Annotated in this window: 19 protein-coding genes; 9 read left to right on the top strand and 10 right to left on the bottom strand. The window is 42.4% G+C overall.

Features of this window, described 5'->3' with window-relative positions; translation table 11 throughout:
* Positions 1-185: 185 nt before the first annotated feature.
* Positions 186-377 carry a hypothetical protein gene (locus AC3CAU_RS08690; protein WP_131216288.1) on the bottom strand — a complete coding sequence of 64 codons (192 nt, stop codon included), beginning with the start codon at positions 375-377 and terminating at the stop codon, positions 186-188.
* A 174-nt stretch (positions 378-551) separates the two neighbouring features.
* Between AC3CAU_RS08690 and AC3CAU_RS08685 the strand changes: the two genes are divergently transcribed.
* The 3 genes from AC3CAU_RS08685 (at position 552) to ovoA (ending at position 4,204) form a co-directional block, all read left to right on the top strand.
* Complete coding sequence (locus AC3CAU_RS08685) at positions 552-806, top strand: DUF2061 domain-containing protein (protein ID WP_447053966.1); 255 nt, start codon at positions 552-554, stop codon at positions 804-806.
* 194 nt (positions 807-1,000) lie between these two features.
* Positions 1,001-1,867, top strand: a complete 867-nt coding sequence (locus AC3CAU_RS08680) for a LysR family transcriptional regulator (RefSeq protein WP_424620238.1) — start codon at positions 1,001-1,003, stop codon at positions 1,865-1,867.
* A gap of 150 nt (positions 1,868-2,017) precedes the next feature.
* Positions 2,018-4,204 carry a 5-histidylcysteine sulfoxide synthase gene (ovoA, locus tag AC3CAU_RS08675; RefSeq protein ID WP_447053965.1) on the top strand — a complete coding sequence of 729 codons (2,187 nt, stop codon included), beginning with the start codon at positions 2,018-2,020 and terminating at the stop codon, positions 4,202-4,204.
* A gap of 44 nt (positions 4,205-4,248) precedes the next feature.
* Here ovoA and AC3CAU_RS08670 read toward each other — a convergent pair whose 3' ends face one another.
* Positions 4,249-4,494: a DUF2789 domain-containing protein gene (locus AC3CAU_RS08670; RefSeq protein ID WP_131216292.1), complete on the bottom strand. Its 246-nt coding sequence runs from the start codon at positions 4,492-4,494 to the stop codon at positions 4,249-4,251.
* A 177-nt stretch (positions 4,495-4,671) separates the two neighbouring features.
* Positions 4,672-5,322 carry an HAD family hydrolase gene (locus AC3CAU_RS08665; RefSeq protein ID WP_131216293.1) on the bottom strand — a complete coding sequence of 217 codons (651 nt, stop codon included), beginning with the start codon at positions 5,320-5,322 and terminating at the stop codon, positions 4,672-4,674.
* Positions 5,323-5,504: 182 nt separating this feature from the next.
* Here AC3CAU_RS08665 and AC3CAU_RS08660 point away from each other — a divergent pair, with 182 nt between their 5' ends.
* Together AC3CAU_RS08660 and ptsP are read left to right on the top strand one after the other, a co-directional pair.
* On the top strand, positions 5,505-5,981 hold the full coding sequence (locus tag AC3CAU_RS08660; protein ID WP_131216294.1) for an RNA pyrophosphohydrolase: 477 nt from the start codon (positions 5,505-5,507) through the stop codon (positions 5,979-5,981).
* Between the two features lie 87 nt (positions 5,982-6,068).
* The gene (gene ptsP / locus AC3CAU_RS08655; protein ID WP_131216295.1) at positions 6,069-8,366 is read left to right on the top strand and encodes a phosphoenolpyruvate--protein phosphotransferase; all 2,298 of its coding nucleotides are present in this window, start codon (positions 6,069-6,071) and stop codon (positions 8,364-8,366) included.
* 7 nt (positions 8,367-8,373) lie between these two features.
* On the opposite strand, the gene AC3CAU_RS08650 is transcribed toward ptsP, so the two are convergent.
* The 3 genes from AC3CAU_RS08650 to AC3CAU_RS08640 all read right to left on the bottom strand — a co-directional run bounded on the left by AC3CAU_RS08650 (position 8,374) and on the right by AC3CAU_RS08640 (position 11,083).
* Positions 8,374-8,565, bottom strand: a complete 192-nt coding sequence (locus AC3CAU_RS08650; protein WP_131216296.1) for a DUF7230 family protein — start codon at positions 8,563-8,565, stop codon at positions 8,374-8,376.
* Between the two features lie 163 nt (positions 8,566-8,728).
* Positions 8,729-9,109 (bottom strand): YkvA family protein, encoded by a 381-nt coding sequence (locus tag AC3CAU_RS08645; protein ID WP_447053963.1) that lies wholly within the window; start codon positions 9,107-9,109, stop codon positions 8,729-8,731.
* Positions 9,110-9,427: 318 nt separating this feature from the next.
* Positions 9,428-11,083, bottom strand: coding sequence for an acyl-CoA dehydrogenase family protein (locus AC3CAU_RS08640; protein ID WP_447053962.1), 1,656 nt, complete (start codon positions 11,081-11,083; stop codon positions 9,428-9,430).
* A gap of 94 nt (positions 11,084-11,177) precedes the next feature.
* Here AC3CAU_RS08640 and AC3CAU_RS08635 point away from each other — a divergent pair, with 94 nt between their 5' ends.
* Both AC3CAU_RS08635 and AC3CAU_RS08630 read left to right on the top strand, forming a co-directional pair.
* A complete protein-coding gene (locus tag AC3CAU_RS08635) occupies positions 11,178-11,813 on the top strand; it encodes a TetR/AcrR family transcriptional regulator (RefSeq protein ID WP_447053961.1) in 636 nt (211 codons plus the stop codon).
* Positions 11,814-12,074: 261 nt separating this feature from the next.
* Positions 12,075-12,875: an SEL1-like repeat protein gene (locus tag AC3CAU_RS08630; RefSeq protein WP_131216300.1), complete on the top strand. Its 801-nt coding sequence runs from the start codon at positions 12,075-12,077 to the stop codon at positions 12,873-12,875.
* A 184-nt stretch (positions 12,876-13,059) separates the two neighbouring features.
* On the opposite strand, the gene katG is transcribed toward AC3CAU_RS08630, so the two are convergent.
* On the bottom strand, positions 13,060-15,252 hold the full coding sequence (gene katG / locus AC3CAU_RS08625) for a catalase/peroxidase HPI (protein WP_447053960.1): 2,193 nt from the start codon (positions 15,250-15,252) through the stop codon (positions 13,060-13,062).
* 305 nt (positions 15,253-15,557) lie between these two features.
* Between katG and AC3CAU_RS08620 the strand changes: the two genes are divergently transcribed.
* Together AC3CAU_RS08620 and AC3CAU_RS08615 are read left to right on the top strand one after the other, a co-directional pair.
* Positions 15,558-16,001: a thiol-disulfide oxidoreductase DCC family protein gene (locus AC3CAU_RS08620; RefSeq protein WP_424619989.1), complete on the top strand. Its 444-nt coding sequence runs from the start codon at positions 15,558-15,560 to the stop codon at positions 15,999-16,001.
* A 28-nt stretch (positions 16,002-16,029) separates the two neighbouring features.
* Positions 16,030-16,392, top strand: coding sequence for a DoxX-like family protein (locus tag AC3CAU_RS08615; RefSeq protein ID WP_447054359.1), 363 nt, complete (start codon positions 16,030-16,032; stop codon positions 16,390-16,392).
* A 6-nt stretch (positions 16,393-16,398) separates the two neighbouring features.
* Here the strand turns inward: AC3CAU_RS08615 and AC3CAU_RS08610 are convergent, their stop codons facing one another.
* The 3 genes from AC3CAU_RS08610 to AC3CAU_RS08600 form a co-directional block, all read right to left on the bottom strand.
* Positions 16,399-17,454 carry an MBL fold metallo-hydrolase gene (locus AC3CAU_RS08610; RefSeq protein WP_424619991.1) on the bottom strand — a complete coding sequence of 352 codons (1,056 nt, stop codon included), beginning with the start codon at positions 17,452-17,454 and terminating at the stop codon, positions 16,399-16,401.
* A gap of 76 nt (positions 17,455-17,530) precedes the next feature.
* The gene (locus tag AC3CAU_RS08605; RefSeq protein WP_131216305.1) at positions 17,531-18,469 is read right to left on the bottom strand and encodes a cation diffusion facilitator family transporter; all 939 of its coding nucleotides are present in this window, start codon (positions 18,467-18,469) and stop codon (positions 17,531-17,533) included.
* 268 nt (positions 18,470-18,737) lie between these two features.
* Positions 18,738-19,637 carry a DMT family transporter gene (locus tag AC3CAU_RS08600; protein WP_447053959.1) on the bottom strand — a complete coding sequence of 300 codons (900 nt, stop codon included), beginning with the start codon at positions 19,635-19,637 and terminating at the stop codon, positions 18,738-18,740.
* Positions 19,638-19,662: the final 25 nt, after the last annotated feature.

The raw sequence follows: 19,662 nt of genomic DNA, 5'->3' as shown, positions 1-19,662 counted from the left end.
TTATCTGCTCAATTTTTTCGACCAACCTGCTATTTCTACATCATTTTTGAACAGCCCCATATTCAGGATGGCTCTATAGAACGTTTAGATTTTAATAAGACAACTGAATCTGTGCTGCTCACGCAACCCTTATTTACCCAAATTTACTTAGTCCCAAAAATATTGAACTCTTGAGACTCAGCTTTTTAACTAGAAGAGTTCGGTTTGTCTGCTGCTAGTTGCTCAATGGCCCTGATTAATTCTGCTTTCGCAATATTACACTCAGCAGCGGCTCTGTTTTCATCACCTTCATCATCTGCAATCTCGTAGACACCCATCCGCTTTTCGACCGCTTCTTCGAAAATATCGAGTAAGAATTTAATATGTTTAATGTCCATAATTTACATCCTTTTAGTCGCACATCAGTAGTTGATACTGTTTATTTATTTTTGTGATTGACTCACCTTAAAATTCATAAAACCGATTAAAAAATTCAAAATATTCGCTTTTACAAATCAAATAAGACTGATTATCATTTAGCCATATCCTGTTAAAGATTGAGGACTTAACCCATGGCTCAGATTCAAAAATTCGTTGATAACAACCAACGCATGTTTAAGAAAACTTTTAGCTATTACATTATGCACATCACGATTGCCATGTTGGTGGGCTATTTCGTGACAGGAAGTATCTGGATGGCCTTAACCCTAAGCTTGCTTGAACCAACCATTCAGGCCTTTGCCTTCTTTTTCCATGAAAAAATTTGGGAAGCTAAACCTTCAAAAAATAACGAACAGCAGGAATATGGACAGCTCAACGTAGGTTAAATCCTATAAATCTTGGGTCTGGGTGTTCTCTTCTTGATCAAAATCACTTCAATTATAGGGGGTGATTTTTTTATGGCCACGACTTAAATTCACATCTTTATACATTTTTATGTATAGATTTTTTATGATTTGATTCACTTTTAATATAAAAATATTTTATAATTATTTCAATATTTCATAACCAGACTACCCTTATGAATCTTGCTGCCTTTGAAGCGTTTGTTAAAGTCATGGAAACCGGCTCTATTTCAATGGCTGCCGATCTGTTGTTTATTACCCAGCCGGCTGTTACCAAACGTATTCATAGTTTAGAAGAATATTTTGGTGTGAAACTTTTTGAATCTGCGGGTCGTGGCGTTCAAGCCACCCATGCCGCACATTCCTTACTACCAAAAGTGAAAAACTGGTTAAATGAACTGGGCGATATTCACCATACCCTCAGTCATGAACAAGGACAAGTTCAGGGTAAACTCAAAATTGGCACCAGTCATCACATTGGCTTGCATCATTTACCCAGTCACTTGCGTAATTATGTGCAAGAATTTCCAAATGTGACTTTGGATGTGCATTTTGTTGACTCTGAACAGGCGCATGAAAAAGTGCTAGCCGGTGACCTGGAACTGGCATTTTTGACACTTCCTCCTCAAGGTGATGCTCGTCTCAGCTATGTCACCATCTGGGATGATCCTCTGGTTTTTGTGGCAGCACCTTTTCACCCCTTAGCCAATCAGAAAGATTTGCAACTGCAAGATCTGATTCAATATCCGAGCCTATTGCCGGCGGCCCAAACCTATACCACGCAAATCACCCTGGCAGAATTTGAAAAGCAAGGCGTTAAACCGAAAATCACCATGAGTAACAATCCGCTTGAATCCATTCGGATGCTGGTTTCGATTGGACTGGGCTGGTCGGTATTGCCCAAGACGCTGGTTAATCATGATTTAAAACAACTGGATATTAACCTGCAGATGAACCGTCAATTGGGCATGGTCTGGCATCCTGGACGCACCCAGTCACGTGCAGTACAGGAACTGGTTGCCATGATGCAACAATCGATTTAAATCTAAGTTGCTCTTGCTGCATCTAAACTGATGCAGCATTTTGTTACCTAAATCCTGAGAACAGACAGCTTGCTTTCGAGTACTTTTAGACAGAGCACATCAAGAATGTAGTTTCAAATCTAAAAAAAGAACTCAACGGAGTATGGCCATATGTTGATGGATTCATTATCTGTAACTTCCAAGAAAAACCTAGCTTTAAGCTCACAGCGCAAGCCTGGTCTCTGGCAAACTGCCCATGTCTCCCTACTGCCTACCCCGAATTTAAATTTTCCAGACGAAGCGGCTGCACGACGTACATTGCGTGAATATTTCCTGAATACTTTTGATACCTATGAGCTGTTGTTTGAATGCCTGAAAGATCAGGAAGCTTATTCCCTCAGACCCATTAATTTACGACATCCACTGATTTTCTATTTTGGTCATACGGCAACTTTTTTTATCAACAAGCTGCTGTTAAGCAAACTGATGAGTGAACGTGTAAATCCGCAGCTAGAAAGTATTTTTGCGGTGGGTGTCGATGAAATGAGCTGGGATGACTTGAATGATGCCCATTATGAGTGGCCAAGCGTAGAACAGGTTCGTACTTATCGGCATCGGGTTCGTTCAGAGGTGCTAAATGTGATTGAACATGCGCCGTTGAGCTTGCCCATCAACTGGCAGAATCCATGGTGGTCCATCATCATGAGTATTGAACATGAACGGATTCATCTTGAAACCTCATCAGTACTGATTCGTCAGCAGCAGCTGGAGCATGTGCAAAATCATCCCCAATGGCGTGCCAATATCATCACCGGTATTGCGCCAGAAAACACCCTAATTGCCGTTACCGAAGGGCAAGTTAGCTTGAACAAGCGTTTAGATAGCTGCTTTTATGGCTGGGATAATGAATATGGTCAGCACCAAGCTGAAGTAGCTAGTTTTGCAGCCTCGCAATATCTGGTGTCCAATCAGGAGTTCTTAAGTTTTGTTGAAGATAATGGCTATTCAACTGACAACTACTGGACCGAAGAAGGACTGGCCTGGTTACAGTTTACCCAAGTCAAACATCCCGGTTTTTGGCTTAAAACTGCTTCAGGCTGGTCACTCCGAATTATGCTGGAAGAAATTCCAATGCCCTGGGATTGGCCAGTAGAAGTCAACTACCATGAGGCCAAAGCTTTTTGCAACTGGAAGGCACAGCAAACCGGTCAAAGTATTCGCTTGCCTACCGAAGATGAATGGTACCGTTTATATGATGTTGCCGGTTTAGAAGCTGAGCTGCCCAGTCCTGACCATGCCAATATTGAACTGAAATATGGGGCACAGCCCTATCCGGTCGACTATTTTCAACAAGGGGATTTTTTCGATATTCAGGGCAATGTCTGGCAATGGACTGAAACCCCGATTTATGCCTTTGAAGGTTTTCAGGTGCATGCCATTTATGATGACTTCAGTACACCCACTTTTGATGAACGACATAATTTGATCAAAGGCGGCTCCTGGATTTCTGCCGGCAATGAGGCTTTGCATAGTGCACGTTATGCCTTTCGGCGGCATTTCTTCCAGCATGCTGGGTTCCGCTATGTTTCTACAGCACAAGAATTGAAACAGTTCCACTCCCAGTATGAAACTGACCAGCTGATTTCTCAGTATTTAGAATTTCAGTACGGTGCCGAATATTTTAATGTTCCCAATTTTGCCAAAAGCCTGGTTGAGCTTGCCCAACCTCATTTCAAGCATCTTGCAACCCATAAAGCCTTGGATATCGGCTGCGCTACGGGGCGTGCCAGCTTTGAACTGGCACGCTATTTTGATCAGGTCAACGGACTGGATTTTTCCGCGCGCTTTATTCAGCAAGCGGTACAGTTGGCGCAAGGTGAAACGTTACGTTATACCCTTCCAGTCGAAGGCGAACTGCTCGACTATAAAGCCTGCAACTTAAAAGAACTGGGGTTGGATGCCTATGCCAATCGTGTAGATTTTTTTCAAGCCGATGCCTGCAACTTGAAAGCGCATTTTAGCGGCTATGATTTTATTCTTGCAGCGAATCTGATTGATCGCCTGCATCATCCAAAAGATTTTTTAGCCGAGATTCACACCCGATTAACTCTGGGCGGAATTTTAATGCTGAGCTCACCTTATACTTGGTTAGAGGAACATACAGCACATAGTGAATGGCTGGGTGGCTTTAAAAAAGACGGGGAAAACTTGAACACGCTAGATGGGATTACTGAGCTGTTACAAGAGCATTTTGAAATGCTGGCTGACCCTCAGGAGGTTGCCTTTGTCATTCGTGAAACCGCACGTAAATATCAACATACTTTATCGCAAGTAACGCTATGGAAACGGGTGAAATAATCCTTTCAAGCTTAAAAAGCCAATCATTTGATTGGCTTTGATCTTTACTTCATAACTGAGTCTTCATGCAGTGATTCGTTCAGCTGATCGACAATAATGGCCCAAGAACCATCTGACTTAATTTTTTCCGATAAAAACTGGCGTTGGGATTCTGTCCAATAACTCGCTTCGCTAATTTTAATATGAGCGCTGAGTTGATGTGTGGCAATGAACTGCGCAATGGCTTCATCACTTGATTCGAGTCCAAGTTGCTCAAAAAGATTGGTCATTCTTGGTGTTACAGTAATCATTCTCCCCCTCCACTGATTATTAATTAATCGCATCAGCATAGCATCATTCAAAAACTTTAAAAGCATCCTGGATGATTTTAAAATGTATAACCTGGCGGCAGGTTTTAAAAAAAAACCTGACTCATCTTTCAATCAGTCAGGTCTTAAGCATTTATTTAAAAAAGATTTAAAATTTTACTAAATAGACCAGTCCTGAATTTCCCAGTTTTGTTGTTTGGCTAAAACCGCTAAACGGTCATCTGGGTTAACCGCAATCGCATGGTCGGCATGTTCCAGCAAAAAACGGTCATTGATGGAGTCCGAATACGCCCAAGATTCTTCCACATTGCGTCCTGAAAGCCACTGTTCTAAACGGATCAATTTACCTTTTTGGTAACAGGCAGTATTGATGACTTTACCGGTATATTTCCCGTCAATGACTTCTGCATTGGTAGCAATAATTTCAGTAATGCCAAACTCATGAAAAATCGGTGCAGTAATAAAATCAGAAGTTGCAGTAATGCCGACCAGCTCATGTCCGGCATCGCGATGTTTTTGAATGGCAGCAAAACCTGCTGGACGCATTTGTGGACGAATCACTTTTTTCATGAATAATTCATGTAATTCAGTCAAATACTCATTTTCATGCTGGGTTAAAAATTCAAATACAAATTCGTTATAGGCAATCGGGTCAAGTTGACCTGCTTTATAGTCTTCATAAAACTTGTCATTCATTCGACGATGTCGGATTGGATCGACTAAACCTTCGTTAACTAAAAACTCACCCCATGAATAATCTGAATCGGTATTTAGGAGGGTATGGTCGAGGTCAAATAAAGCCAATTTCATGAAAATACTCGTAAAAACTGCAATTTAAGAAAAAAATTGTAAATCTATCTCCGCTAGTCGATAGAAATTCGTTAAGATCATAGCAATTTTTAACATTTAAGCTGTGCTTTTTTTCGAGATGGATATAGAAATAACAATCCCCGGAGAAAAAGCCATACATTATAGAAGATTTAGGTAGCCAAATGATCGACTCAGAAGGTTTCCGACCGAATGTCGGGATCATTTTGGCAAACGACGTTGGACAAGTTTTATGGGCAAAACGCATTGGACACAATGCTTGGCAATTTCCACAAGGAGGTATCCAGTATGGAGAAACCCCTGAACAGGCACTTTATCGAGAGCTGAGAGAAGAAATTGGTTTATTGCCCGAACATGTTCAAGTTATAGCGCAGACAAAAGGCTGGCTGCGTTATCGTTTGCCACAACGGTATATACGCTCGGATTCAGACCCCGTGTGTATTGGCCAAAAACAAAAGTGGTTTTTACTCAAACTCACAGCATCCGTAAAAAACATTCAGCTGGATTTGTCTGATCCACCCGAATTTGACCAATGGCAATGGGTAAGTTACTGGTATCCATTAGGACAGGTCGTGAATTTTAAACGCGATGTATACCGAAAAGCGATGGTGGAACTGTGTAACCAGTTACCGTCTATATAAGCATAAAAAAATCGTATGAAAATGCAGATTTTTTAGTAGCATATTGTTATAAATAAAACGAATTTAGACTTTTTTGGAGCAGATTTTATGTCGAATATGCAACTGGACACCTTAAGACGTATTGTACAAGAAATCAATGCGTCCACCAGTTTGCATGAATCGCTCGACATTATGGTCAATCAGGTGGCAAATGCCATGCACGTTGATGTCTGCTCTATTTATTTGCTGGACGAACGTAACCAGCGCTACTTGCTGATGGCCTCTAAAGGTTTAAAAGCAGAAGCTGTAGGACACGTTTCACTGCATACCGGTGAAGGCTTGGTCGGTCTGGTCGGGCAACGTGAAGAAATCGTCAATTTAGACAATGCACCCAAACATGAACGCTTTTTATATCTGCCGGAAACAGGTGAAGAGATTTATAACTCTTTTCTTGGCGTTCCAGTGATGTACCGTCGTAAGGTGATGGGTGTACTGGTCGTTCAAAATAAAGAATCTCAAGACTTTAGTGAAGCAGCAGAATCTTTTCTGGTGACCTTATGTGCACAGCTTTCTGGAGTGATTGCTCATGCACATGCGGTCGGAAATATTGATGTCTTTCGCAAACCCAACAGCTTGCCGGCTTATAAAACCTTCCAAGGTGTATCGGGTTCAGGTGGCATTGCCCTAGGGCGTGCAGTCATCCTGTATCCCCCTGCCGATTTAGCATCTGTTCCTGATCGTGAAGCCGATGACATTAGCGAAGAGCTGCAATTGCTTGATCATGCCATCAGTTCAGTGCGTCAGGAAATTCAATCGCTTGATGACAAAATGCAAGATGCATTGATGGCAGAAGAACGCGCACTATTTAGTGTGTTCTTGCGTATGCTGGATGAAAATGCCCTGCCTGCCGAAATTAAGGCTGAAATTCGAGATGGTAATTGGGCACAAGGCGCGGTTCGTATCGTGATTGATACCCATATTGCCCTGTTTTCTCAAATGGAAGATGACTATTTGCGCGAACGTGTTTCAGATCTTAAAGATCTTGGACGGCGCATTTTAGCGTTCTTGCAAGAAGCTGATGCCAGTCATCGGGAATTAACGGATGAAAGCATTCTGATTGGTGAGGAAATTTCCACTGCGGCGCTGGTTGAATTGCCGGTAGATAAAATTGCCGCCATTGTTACCACTGAAGGTGCGATGAATTCGCACATGGTGATTGTAGCGCGTGCACTTGGCATTCCAACCGTAGTGGGTGTAACTGAACTGCCGGTTAACACACTTGATGATGTCGAGATGATTGTCGATGCACATCAAGGCCGGGTCTTTATCAACCCGCCGCGGCGCTTGCGTACCCGCTATAAAGAAATTCAAAAAGAAGAAGAGCAAATTGCCAAAGATTTAAAGCAATATGAAACCAAAGATGCCATTACCCCTGATGGCGTTTCGGTTAAACTCTTTGTGAATACCGGTCTAATGATTGATGTGGTTCGGGGTGTGCAACGTGGGGCCAAAGGAGTCGGTTTATATCGCTCTGAAATTCCATTTATGCTACGTGACCGCTTTCCCGGTGAAGAAGAACAGCGCGCCATTTACCGTCAGCAGCTGAGTCACTTTGCCAATAAACCGGTGGTGATGCGGACTTTAGATATCGGTGCAGATAAGGATCTGCCTTATTTCTCCATTGAAGAAGAGAATTCGGCACTTGGCTGGCGTGGTATTCGCTTTACACTGGATCATCCGGAAATTTTCTCATCGCAAATTCGTGCCATGCTTAAGGCCAGTATCGGCTTAAACAACCTGCACATTTTGTTGCCGATGGTGACCAGCGTCAGCGAAGTTGAAGAAGCTTTATATTTGCTAGAGCGCGACTGGACAGCGGTTCAGGAAGAAGAGCAGGTTAAAATCACCAAGCCGAAAATAGGCATTATGGTCGAAGTACCCAGCGTACTTTTACAAATTGAAGAATTTTCAGAATTAGTCGATTTCTTCTCGGTGGGTTCAAATGACTTAACCCAATATTTACTGGCGGTTGACCGTAATAATCCACGTGTTGCTAACGTCTATTCACATTTCCACCCTGCAGTCTTACGTGCTTTAACACGTTTGGTTAAAGAGTGTCATAAGTACGATAAACCGGTCAGCATTTGTGGCGAGATGGCCGGTGATCCATTGGCTGCCGTGTTATTGATGGCGATGGGCTTCAATACCCTGTCGATGAGTTCGAGTAATATTCTGCGGGTACGTAAAGCGATTTGTCATGTTCCGATGACCGAGGCACTGCAACAACTGGAACATGTCTTGAAAATGGATAACCCATTGATCGTAAAAAGCTGGATGGAGTATTACTTTAAGACCCATGGTCTGGCGGATATGGTGAAATCTGCAACACGCATTGTCGGCGCTTAAAACAGCTTTATAGAATAGCAACTACCGGGAAAGAAAAAGGGAGATAGTCATTTGAGTATCTCCCTTTTTTGTGCTTGTCGTAGCCACGTTTTGCATTTTTCTTTCGATCTACAAACACTTGGCTTTTGTTGACCTCATGCATGTGTTTTGCCACAAAGTTGTGAATCACAACCTCTGGCAGAGCTTTTTTCTTTGCCATTTTACTCACCTGTTTTCATTCACCATCCAGAGTGGATAGCAAAGTGATATTACGCTTTTTTGTACAGAATTCAAGCGGTTTTTCTGGTGAAATCAATTCTATATAAAAAGTATTTATTTCAACAACTTAATCTCAAATCTTCAATCTTTATATAAACCCATTATTACAATGTCTGTCTATTGATAAAATACAGGGCTAAATAGCCCAGAAAAAGCAACCAAATTAAAATAATCACGCCTGCCGCCCAGCGATTGACAGGCCGTTCCGCCAATAGCGAAGTACGCATTCTGCAATCGTCTATAATTTCTTTTGGCGTAAGCTTAATCACCAATAACAGCCCCAAGGGCACAATAATAATATCATCCAGATATCCCAGCACTGGAATAAAATCAGGAATTAAATCAATGGGCGATAGCGCATATGCCGCAGTAATCAGTGCCAATATTTTGATCCAGACAGGTGTTCGCTCATCTTTAGCCACTAGCCAGACGACCACAATATCTTTTTTAAGTGTTTTGGCCCACTGTTTAATTTGGTGATACATACAGGTCGCGATCATCAAAACTTTCTAGACCATATTAAATAAGTTTTCTTAAATAAATATAAATTTTCCAGTTTCAACCTTATGTTTGTGGAAGCGTTAGCCAAGTAGAATTGAGAAAAAATAGAAGACATCTGATTAATTTATAATTGTATCTTCCATTCAAAATGAAAATTCTCCCTTCTGTTAGCAGATGAGCACTCTCAAAATATATTTTAAATGCGCAAGGGAGAGGTTTTAACATTTAATAATTTAATTCGCCCTCTCTTGCGAAATGTATTTCTTATCCTGAAAGCAGAAACTGCTTTTATCCTGAAAATATCAGTTAACATGAGCTAAGGCCCGCTCCAACAAGCGATCTACCTCCACCTGCTTCGCTTCCAGCATACCCACCACGCGGCCATAAAACTGACTATAACGGCTTTGAATAAAAGCATTTGCCACATAATCAGGCGAATAGCGTTTTAACAAGACTGCTTGAGCTAAAATTACCAAACGACTGACCAGACTACGCCCCATAAACTGCAAGTCCTCTGCGGATTGATGAAATAATTTGAACAAAGCCTGTAATTCATGATTCAGCCTTTCATCTTGCGTGGCAATGGATGCCAGATCTTTAAAGAGTAGTTCAATAGATTCAGGTTCACGCCCAATCGCACGCAGTACATCGAGGCACATCACATTGCCCGAACCTTCCCAAATGGTATTCACCGGTGCTTCTTTAAAAATACGCGCCATAATGCCGTTGTCGACATAGCCATTACCGCCAAAGACTTCCATCATTTCACCAGTTAACTCGACTGCCCGCTTGCAAATCCAGAACTTGGAGGCAGGTGTCATGATTCTTTTCCACGCCAGAGACAGAGCATCATCAGATTCATAACAATTTGCCAGATGAAAACTTAAGTGCAATGCTGCTTCAGTTTCCAAGGCTAAATCTGCCAGTACAGCACGCATTAAAGGCTGTTCGGCCAAATGCTTGCCAAAGGCTTTACGTTGGCGGGTATAGGCGACGCATTGTACCAATGCTTGGCGCAGCATCGCCGTACTGCCAACTGAACAGGTCAGGCGGGTGTAATTCGCCATTTCAATAATGGTGGGAATGCCACGTCCTGCTTCCCCCATCATGATGCCCCAAGCATCTTTGAATTCAACTTCCGAACTGGAGTTGCTGCGGTTGCCGACTTTTTCTTTTAAGCGTTGCACATGAATATTGTTCTTACTGCCATCCTCTAGCCAACGCGGGACAAAGAAACAGGCCAAGCCATCCTGCTCGGTTTTTGCCACCACCAGATGCGCATCACACATCGGAGCCGAGAAAAACCATTTATGCCCAGTCAGCAAGTAAGCCTTGCCACGACCTGACTCAGCCACAGGCATGGCAAAAGTTTCATTGGCACGTACGTCTGAGCCGCCCTGCTTTTCGGTCATGCCCATACCCAACCAGATCGATTTTTTCTGGGCAATCGGCAAGTCACGTTCATCATATTCAGTAGATAGCAGTTTCTCGCCAACCTTGGCCCACAGTTCAGGTTCACGCTGAATTAATGCAATGCTGCCCAACGTCATCGATGTGGGGCACAAACTGCCGCATTCCACCTGCCCGCTTAAGTAAAAACGCGCTGCCCATTCCACCCATTTGGAAGACAATTTTGTATGAATAAATGGATAAGCATGGCTATCGAACTTGCGATTTAGTTCCATCCATTTGTGCCAAGCAGGATGAAACTCAATGCAGTCTTTACGGCAGCCGCGAGCATCGAAGGCATGCAAAATGGGCGTGTGTCTATTGGCTAAATCGGCATATTGATAATATTCAGACGAGCCTACGACTTTGCCCATCTCAGATAATCTTGTCTGATCCTGACTGCCATAACGGAACAGGATTTCCTGCAAGACCTGATCGGTTTCAAACAGATTGTAGTCTTGCAGTTCGTCAAACTGGTTGCTGATCTGATGGGTCATCCATGAATTCATTGTGTATACTTCCTGCTTGTTGTTCTAGGCTTTTCATTCCAGTATAAAGAAAAAATAGCCACAGGATGTTCGGCTTTACTGGATCAAAATTTTTATGAAAAATCCCGAGATTCAAGTACGGCGCAAGCCACGCCAGTCCAGAGCCAAGCTGACTCAGGAAGCCTTGCAGGACAGTTTTGTTCGGCTTTTGCATGAACGTTCGGCGAATAAAATTCCCATTCGAGAAATCACTGATCTTGCAGGCGTGGGTTTAGGCACGTTTTATGAGTATTTTTCCAAAAAGGAAGATTTGATTGCGCTGACCATTTACAGACATGTGAAAAACAATGCCGAGGACTTAAAAACTTATGCACACAGTCTGATCAAGTTATCCCCAAATCTGGTTCTAGATAATTATTTAAAGCTAGTGATTCATTATCAGCTTGAGCAGATTCAGGCTCAGCAGTTCTTATGGGCGCAGACGTTTTTGCTGGAACGGCAGATTTCCAATATTGAGAGTTATCGCAAGAGTTATGAAATGATGCTACAGATGTGGCAAAGCATTCTTGCGCCATTTATTCAGGATACTGAGCAACTCAAACGGATGAGTTTAAATGTGCAACGGATCTGTTATGGCTTTGTGTCACAGACGTTGCTAGTGGAGCCTGAATTTGGCCAGTGGAAAATACTGGAAAGGGATATTTTTCATAATTTAAACAACTTGATTTTTAATAAAAATCTCCTTTTTTGAAGTTAAAGATCCGTTTGGAATGGGAAACACATACAAAATTAGCTCATAAAAAACCAACTTGTTTCAGAATTGGCCTTTTACTGTTTTTCAGGTTTTCTATTTTAATATAACCAATTGATATTAAATTATTATTGCAACCGTGTTTCGTTTAAGCAACCTTATGTTAAATGGGTAGAGATTTAATTAATTTAGTAATGTTATTTAATAAAGATTCAAAGCTACACTACAATTTTCTCACTTTAATAAAATAGATATTTGATAATGAAATTCACTAAAAAAATATTATTACCACTCACTTTATCTCTATTTATGAATCCTACATTTGCTAATACAGATAATTTTCAACAGCTTCAAAAAATAGCTCAGCAAGGGCATGCAGGTGCACAACATGATCTTGGGATGATGTATGCTTATGGTGAGGGTATAGCTAAAAATGATGTCAAAGCTTTTGAATGGTATAGCAAAGCAGCCAATCAAGGATATGCACTTTCACAACATAACCTTGGGGTAAGGTATGAAAAAGGTCAGGGCGTAACTAAAAGTGATGTCAAAGCTTTTGAATGGTATAGCAAGGCAGCGGTTCAAGGAGAGGCATTTGCGCAATATAATCTTGGTAGGATGTATGACAATGGTCAGGGCGTAACCAAAAGTTATGCCAAAGCTTTTGAGTGGTATAGCAAGGCAGCACTTCAAGGGCTTGCATCTGCACAACATAACCTTGGTTTAATGTATGTCTATGGGCAGGGTGTAAGTCAAAATTATACCAAAGCCTTTGAATGGTTTAGTAAGGCAGCAGCTCAAGAACATGCAGGTGCGCAATATGATCTTGGATCAATGTATGCAAATGGTCATGGAATAGCACAAAGTACAGCACTATCAAATAAATGGTATTTAAAGGCGGCTAATAATGGTAATGCAATGGCACAATTCAATATTGGGAAGAAATATTTAAATGGTGATAATGGATTACTAAAGAATCGAGGACAAGCACTGAATTGGCTAAAAAAAGCATCAAATAATGGACATACTGAAGCTAAGTTAATGCTTGTTAGACTTCAATGATTATTAAGTATTTTTGAAATTACCATAATACACCTTATACGAAATGCAATATAAGTTAAATGATATCAATCCCTTGAAATCTGTAAAAAAGCCTGAGGGGCTAAAAATTCAGGTTTTGCATGAAATTTTAACGTTTCATTAAAAAAACCGCCTTTTCGAGCGGTTTTTTACTTCTCAATGCAAATTATTTCTTCACATCAAAACGGTCTGCATTCATTACTTTGGTCCAAGCGGCAACAAAGTCTTTCACGAATTTTTCTTTATTATCATCTTGTGCATACACTTCTGCATATGAACGAAGAATCGAGTTGGAACCAAACACTAGGTCCACACGTGTTGCAGTCCATTTCGGTACACCGGTTGCACGGTCTACAATCTGGTAGCGGTTCTTGCCCACTGGTTTCCAGTTGTACTTCATGTCGGTCAAGTTCACAAAGAAGTCATTGCTTAATACGCCTTCCCGGTCTGTGAACACACCTTCTTTCGCGCCATCGTAGTTAGTACCAAGCACACGCATACCGCCAACAAGTACCGTCATTTCAGGTGCAGTTAAGCCCAATAACTGAGCGCGGTCTAACAGCATTTCCTCAGGCTGTACCACATAATCGTCTTTCAACCAGTTACGGAAACCGTCTGCTTTAGGCTCGAAATCTTCAAATGAATATGCATCGGTTTGTTCTTCCGTTGCATCCCCCCTGCCCGGTGTAAATGGAACCTTGATGTCCACACCCGCAGCCTGAGCCGCCTTTTCCACCGCAGCTGTACCACCAAGTACAATCAAGTCGGCAATGCTGACTTTCTTCTCAAGACCTGCCTGAATTTCTCCAAATTTCGCCAGCACCTTAGTCAGACGTTCAGGTTCATTACCTACCCAGTCTTTTTGCGGCGCCAAGCGGATACGCGCACCGTTTGCACCACCGCGGTAATCTGAACCACGGAAAGTACGCGCGCTGTCCCATGCGGTATTGATCAACTCGGCAGACGTTAAACCGCTGTTTAACAGTTTCGCTTTAAGTTCATCAATTTCTGCTTCGGACAAAACGTAGTTCACAGATGGAATCGGGTCTTGCCAGATTAAATCTTCAACGGGCACATCCGCACCGAGGTAACGCGATTTTGGCCCCATGTCACGGTGAGTCAACTTGTACCATGCACGCGCAAACACTTCCGAGAAGTACGCAGGATCTTGATAGAAGCGCTCAGCAATTTTGCGGTATTCAGGGTCGACTTTCAGTGCCATATCGGCATCTGTCATCATTGGGTTACGGCGTACATTCGGGTTGTGTGCATCAACAGGTTTGTCTTCCTCTTTGATGTTGATCGGTTCCCACTGTTTCGCGCCTGCCGGGCTGATGGTTTTTTCCCACTCGTAGGTGAACAATAAATAAAAGAATTCGTTGTCCCATTGGGTTGGATGGGTAGTCCAGGCACCTTCCAGACCACTGACCATAGTATTGGCACCATTACCGGTACCTTCAGGGTTATGCCAGCCTAGACCCTGGAATTCAACATCTGCACCTTCAACGTCTTTACCCAGCAATTCAGCTTTACCGTTACCGTGCGCTTTACCAATGGTGTGACCACCCGCAGTCAATGCAACAGTTTCCTCGTCATTCATGCCCATACGGTCGAATGTCACACGCATATCCTGTGCAGTACGCAGCGGATCCTGCACACCATCCACACCTTCAGGGTTCACATAGATCAGGCCCATTTGCACTGCAGCAAGTGGATTTTCCAGTGATTTACGGTCTTGGTCATTGTCATAACGGTTTTCAGTCGGTGCTAGCCATTCACGCTCCTCACCCCAGTAAATGTCTTTTTCAGGATGCCAGACATCTTGACGTCCTCCGCCGAAACCGAAGGTTTTCAGACCCGCTTCTGCATAGGCAACTGTACCTGCAAGGACAATCAAATCACCCCATGAAATTTTATTACCATATTTACGTTTAACAGGCCAAAGTAGACGACGGCCTTTATCGGTGTTGACATTATCTGGCCAGCTGTTCAATGGTGCAAAACGCTGGTTACCGGTATTGGCACCACCGCGACCGTCCTGCTTACGGTAAGAACCCGCCAAGTGCCATGCGGTACGTACAAACATGCCAATATAGCTGCCGTAGTCTGATGGCCACCAGTCTTGGCTGCTGTTGATGAGTTCACGTAGGTCTTGTTTGACTGCTTCTAAATCCAGGGAATTAAATGCCTTGGCATAATCAAAGTCAGGATCCATCGGATTGGTTTTTTTATCATGCTGGGAAAGAATATCGAGATTAAGTGCATTCGGCCACCAGTCTGAGTTCTGAGTTCCGCTGGAACTTGTATGGCCGCCGGCTTTATGAAATGGGCAACCTGAAGTTTGTTGATCTTGTGACATGTTTGAACTCCCAAAAATACGTTCAAATGATTATTGTGAGGAACCGTTTAAAAAATTTAATTCATAATCAAAATAGCTGTTTTCTATGACAATATAAAGCAAGTTATATGAATGGGAACGATCGAAAAAGCCTATTCAAGATCAGCTTAAAAATAGGATTAATATATTTTTAAATAATGAAATAAAAATTTAAAACAACATGTTCACTGCATGAAAAAAGAAGCATGATCTGATTTTTTGACAATATTTCTTATCAAGAATAATTTGCTATAGTGGCGTTATAACAAGCAAGAATAAATCAAGTCATGAAACATCACATTGCCGCAATGATTCAAAAACATGACATTATCTTATTTGATGCCGTCTGTGTGATCTGTAATGGCTGGGCAAATTTTTTGATCACGCATGATCAAAACTCGAAATTCAAACTGGCTTCCGCCCAATCTGCGTTGGGTGAACAGATTCTGCAATATTACGGCATGTCCACCACGCATTATACCACCATGGTAGTGATCCTGAATGGACAGCTGTATACCGAATCGACAGCTTTACTCAAAGTCATGCAGCATTTGGGGCTACCTTTCTCGCTAATGAATGCAGGCTATCTCATTCCTCGCCCAATCCGGGATTTTCTCTACCGGCGTGTCGCACTCAACCGTTATAGGCTCTTTGGTCAAACCCATGATTGCCTGATTCCGTCTGCTGAAAACAAGCAGCATTTTTTGGAACATTGCATTCGTGAATCATAAGCTTCAATTAGAAAGACCACTGTAACTTATTCAGATCACGCTTGCTGTACTTTGGATTTATCAGGGATGGATACCCAAAATACTGTTTCAGTCGGCTGCGGAAATCGCCATTTGGCAGAGCATGGGTTTCGAACAAGAGTTGGCAAAAATTTGTGTTACCCTATCAGGCCTGATCGAGATGATGTTTGGCTGTACTTTTCTGATTTGGCAAAGAACGGTCTTCATCCATCAGCTTAATATTCTGGGCTTGAGTGGTTTATTACTGCTGATTATGCTCACAGATCCTTTACAACTCACCACTGCATTTAATCCCGTGGTGATGAATATTGCCATGATCGCCTTTTCAATGCTTGCCATTCAACTTTTCAAGCTTAACCAACAGCAAGCTTAAACAAAATCAGACCACCAAACGCCGTCCTTCACGAATACAGACAAAAGGATTCATCAGCTTTGAGCTGTTCTTCATTGCCACTTTTAAATCGATTTCCGGTTGTTCACGACTTTCATCGGTCAGTTGAAAGGTTCGGTAATGAATCGCCAGCGAACATTTTGAATGTAAATCCTGATGCGCCTGAAAAGCTTCCTGCGGATTCATATGCATATAGCTCATCAGCTCACGTGGCTCATAGGCACCTATTGGTAACAATGAAATACGCGGTGCCCCCAAACGGTTTTGAATTTCCTTAAAATGCGGTGAATAACCAGTATCGCCGGCAAAGAAACAATGATCCTTTCCAGCAAACACTGAAAAACCGCCCCAAAGCGCCCGGTTGTGATCGCGTAAGCCTCGACCTGAAAAATGCTGCGCCGGGGTATAGATAATTTTTAAATCATGCAATAAAGACGATTGCCACCATTCCATTTCCAGCACATGAAAATTTTTCGGTAAATACCATGAATTGCCCAATCCGGTATAAATCGGCATGGCAAATTTATCATGTAACCATTCCAGACTGGCTAAATCCATATGGTCATAGTGATTATGGCTGAGCAGTACCGCATGAATGGTCGGTAACTCTTCTAAAGCAATTCCCGCAGGAATGACCCGCTTCGGACCTTTACCCTGCTTCGGACTGACATGTTCACACCATACCGGATCGGTGAGCAAGTTATACGGACCAATCTGTAACAGTACGGTGGCATGTCCCACAAACCACACTTGCCAATCATCCATGCTAGCCTCTGGACGATCTTGAGGAAGTGCCCGTTTAGTCGCATGGAATTCTGCATATTCTTTATCAATATCCACATTCCAGGTCGATGACTTACGGGTTAACAGCCATTTAAACAAATCTGCACGGCCATGCCCTTCCGGACGTGGTAGTGCATTGAAGAATCTTTCACCATCATGATGATTCGAATGCATAAATTGAAATGAAGGCTGACGCCAGGTATGTGACCAACATTCTTTAGTCGGGAGTCGAAAGTGTAATTGCTCAGGCATTTGCTTCATGTACATTCAATTTCTTAGTGTGACTTAAACATTCAAAATCCGATATTTTGAATATTACGCCATATATATCACGTTTTTATTCCAAACGTCCTTTCATACGTTCCAACCACACCTTTTTAGTTTGCGGTTTAATAAACAATGCCACAATTTCAGGATGAATCTGTTTGATTTTCGCTTCAATTCTGTTGACGCAGGCTTCGATGTCATCAGAACTCAAGTTGTCTTCAAACTCAAGACTTAAAGATGCCAGAACTTGATGGGCCCCCATCTGTTCAGTCAGTACGCCATTGGCAGAAAGTACAGCGTGGTCTTCCTGCGCAATCATCAAGATATTATTGCGCAATTGTGGATCTGCGGATTCCCCCAATAATAGACCCTTGGTTTCCCGCGCCAGTAAAATAGCAGAGATGGCCAATACCACACCAATTAAGATTGATGCTACACCATCTAACTCCGGGATATTTAAGGCATGGGCCAGATAAATCCCGATCAAGGCAATAAACAGACCACATAACGCGGCGGTATCTTCAAACAGAACGGTAAAGGTGGTCGGATCTTTACTACGGCGAAAAGCTTCAAAATAACCTTGCTGGCCTTTAATCTTCCGAAAGGCTTTTAAAGCCACAAACCAGGATATCCCTTCACATACAATCGCAATCGTTAAAACAATATAATTTAAGGTAGGATTCAGCATTTCTTCGGGATGGCGCACATGCTGAATCCCCTGATAGATTGACACAACTGCACCTAAAGCAAATACCATCAAGGCAACAATAAACGCCCAGAAATACAGTTCACGTCCATAACCAAAGGGATGCCTGACATTGGCCGGTTGTTGCGATTTTTTCATGCCATAGAGCAATAAAATTTCATTCAGGGTATCGACGACCGAGTGAATGGCTTCACTCAGCATGGCCGAACTATTGGTAATATAGGCCGCGACAAACTTGACCAAAGCAATTGCCAGATTGCCCAATAAGGCAGCATAGACCACGACTTTATTCGAATCAGACATGCAAATTGGTCCTAAATTTATTGTTCTCAAATAGATTGATTTGATTTTTCTGTTTATCCAAGTTCATATTAACCAAACTACGCGGATAAATTCTTTACGTTTTGTTGTTGTATGCCTTAGAGCACTCACTGATTTTAGAAATTGCCAGTAACTTTAAACTACATAACCGCCCGAAACGAAAATTGAAACGAATCCGTTTTCGATTTTGCATCTCAAATCAATGACAAAAAGGCGGCTTAAACTTCGTTTTATACTTCCTGAGATGAATTCAAAGTTTAGAAAAATACTGCTCGCGCCATTCTTTCCAGAAATACATCACAATCCCGAACATCACCACTGCAATACCGACAAAAGCATTTGGGCTGATATGCTCGTGATTTAAGGTTGCTCCCAGTACCAGAGCAATGAGGGGCGTCATCACGTTACTCAGCGATACGGTTGAAGCCGTCAAACGGCGAATCAGCCAGAAGTAACACAGCATTGCCACAATGGATGACATGATCATGGTAAAGACAAAACCAATCATGGTGTGCATACCCGGCATTTGAGTCGGCATGTGCTGCCAGATAAAGGGCAATAAGCACAACGAGCCTAGCGCTGAAATAATCAGTGAACCTGTGGCTTGTGACATTGGACTTAAAGGCGCATTAAGCTGTTTGACCCAGAAGATCGAACTGATATAAGACACGATACTGATCAGCATCAATACCACACCAATCGGGTTAATTTTACTATCGGCGGAATCGGCAAAAACAAAACTTAAACCAGCGACGGCAATCGCCATCCCCAACCACTGTAGCCAGATCAATTTGTGGGTTTTTAGAATCACATGCCCAATCAGACCGGCAATTAACGGTGAGAAACCGAAAATCAATGCCATTAATCCTGAAGTTAAATAATTTGCGGCCAAGTAAATAAACAGCTGCGCACCAATTAAATTTAAGCTCCCCGCCAGATAGCTTTTCATTGAAGTCTGGTCAAATGGCAACGGATCACGCATCAGCTTCAATAAAAACAGCGCAATGATGGATGCCCCGAAGTAACGGATGATCAGCACCCACATCGGATGGACTTCCTGCACGCTCCAGACAATTGCCAGTGGCGTAGTCGCCCAGATTAGGACCAGTAAAGCGTAAATACTTGCCGTGACCGGCAATGAAGATTTCATATCATTCTCAAATCTGATTGTTGTA

This window comes from Acinetobacter sp. GG23 (genome assembly GCF_057766365.1).
The sequence above is the reverse complement of the archived record's forward strand: the minus strand, read 5'-3'. Positions and strand labels throughout refer to the sequence as shown.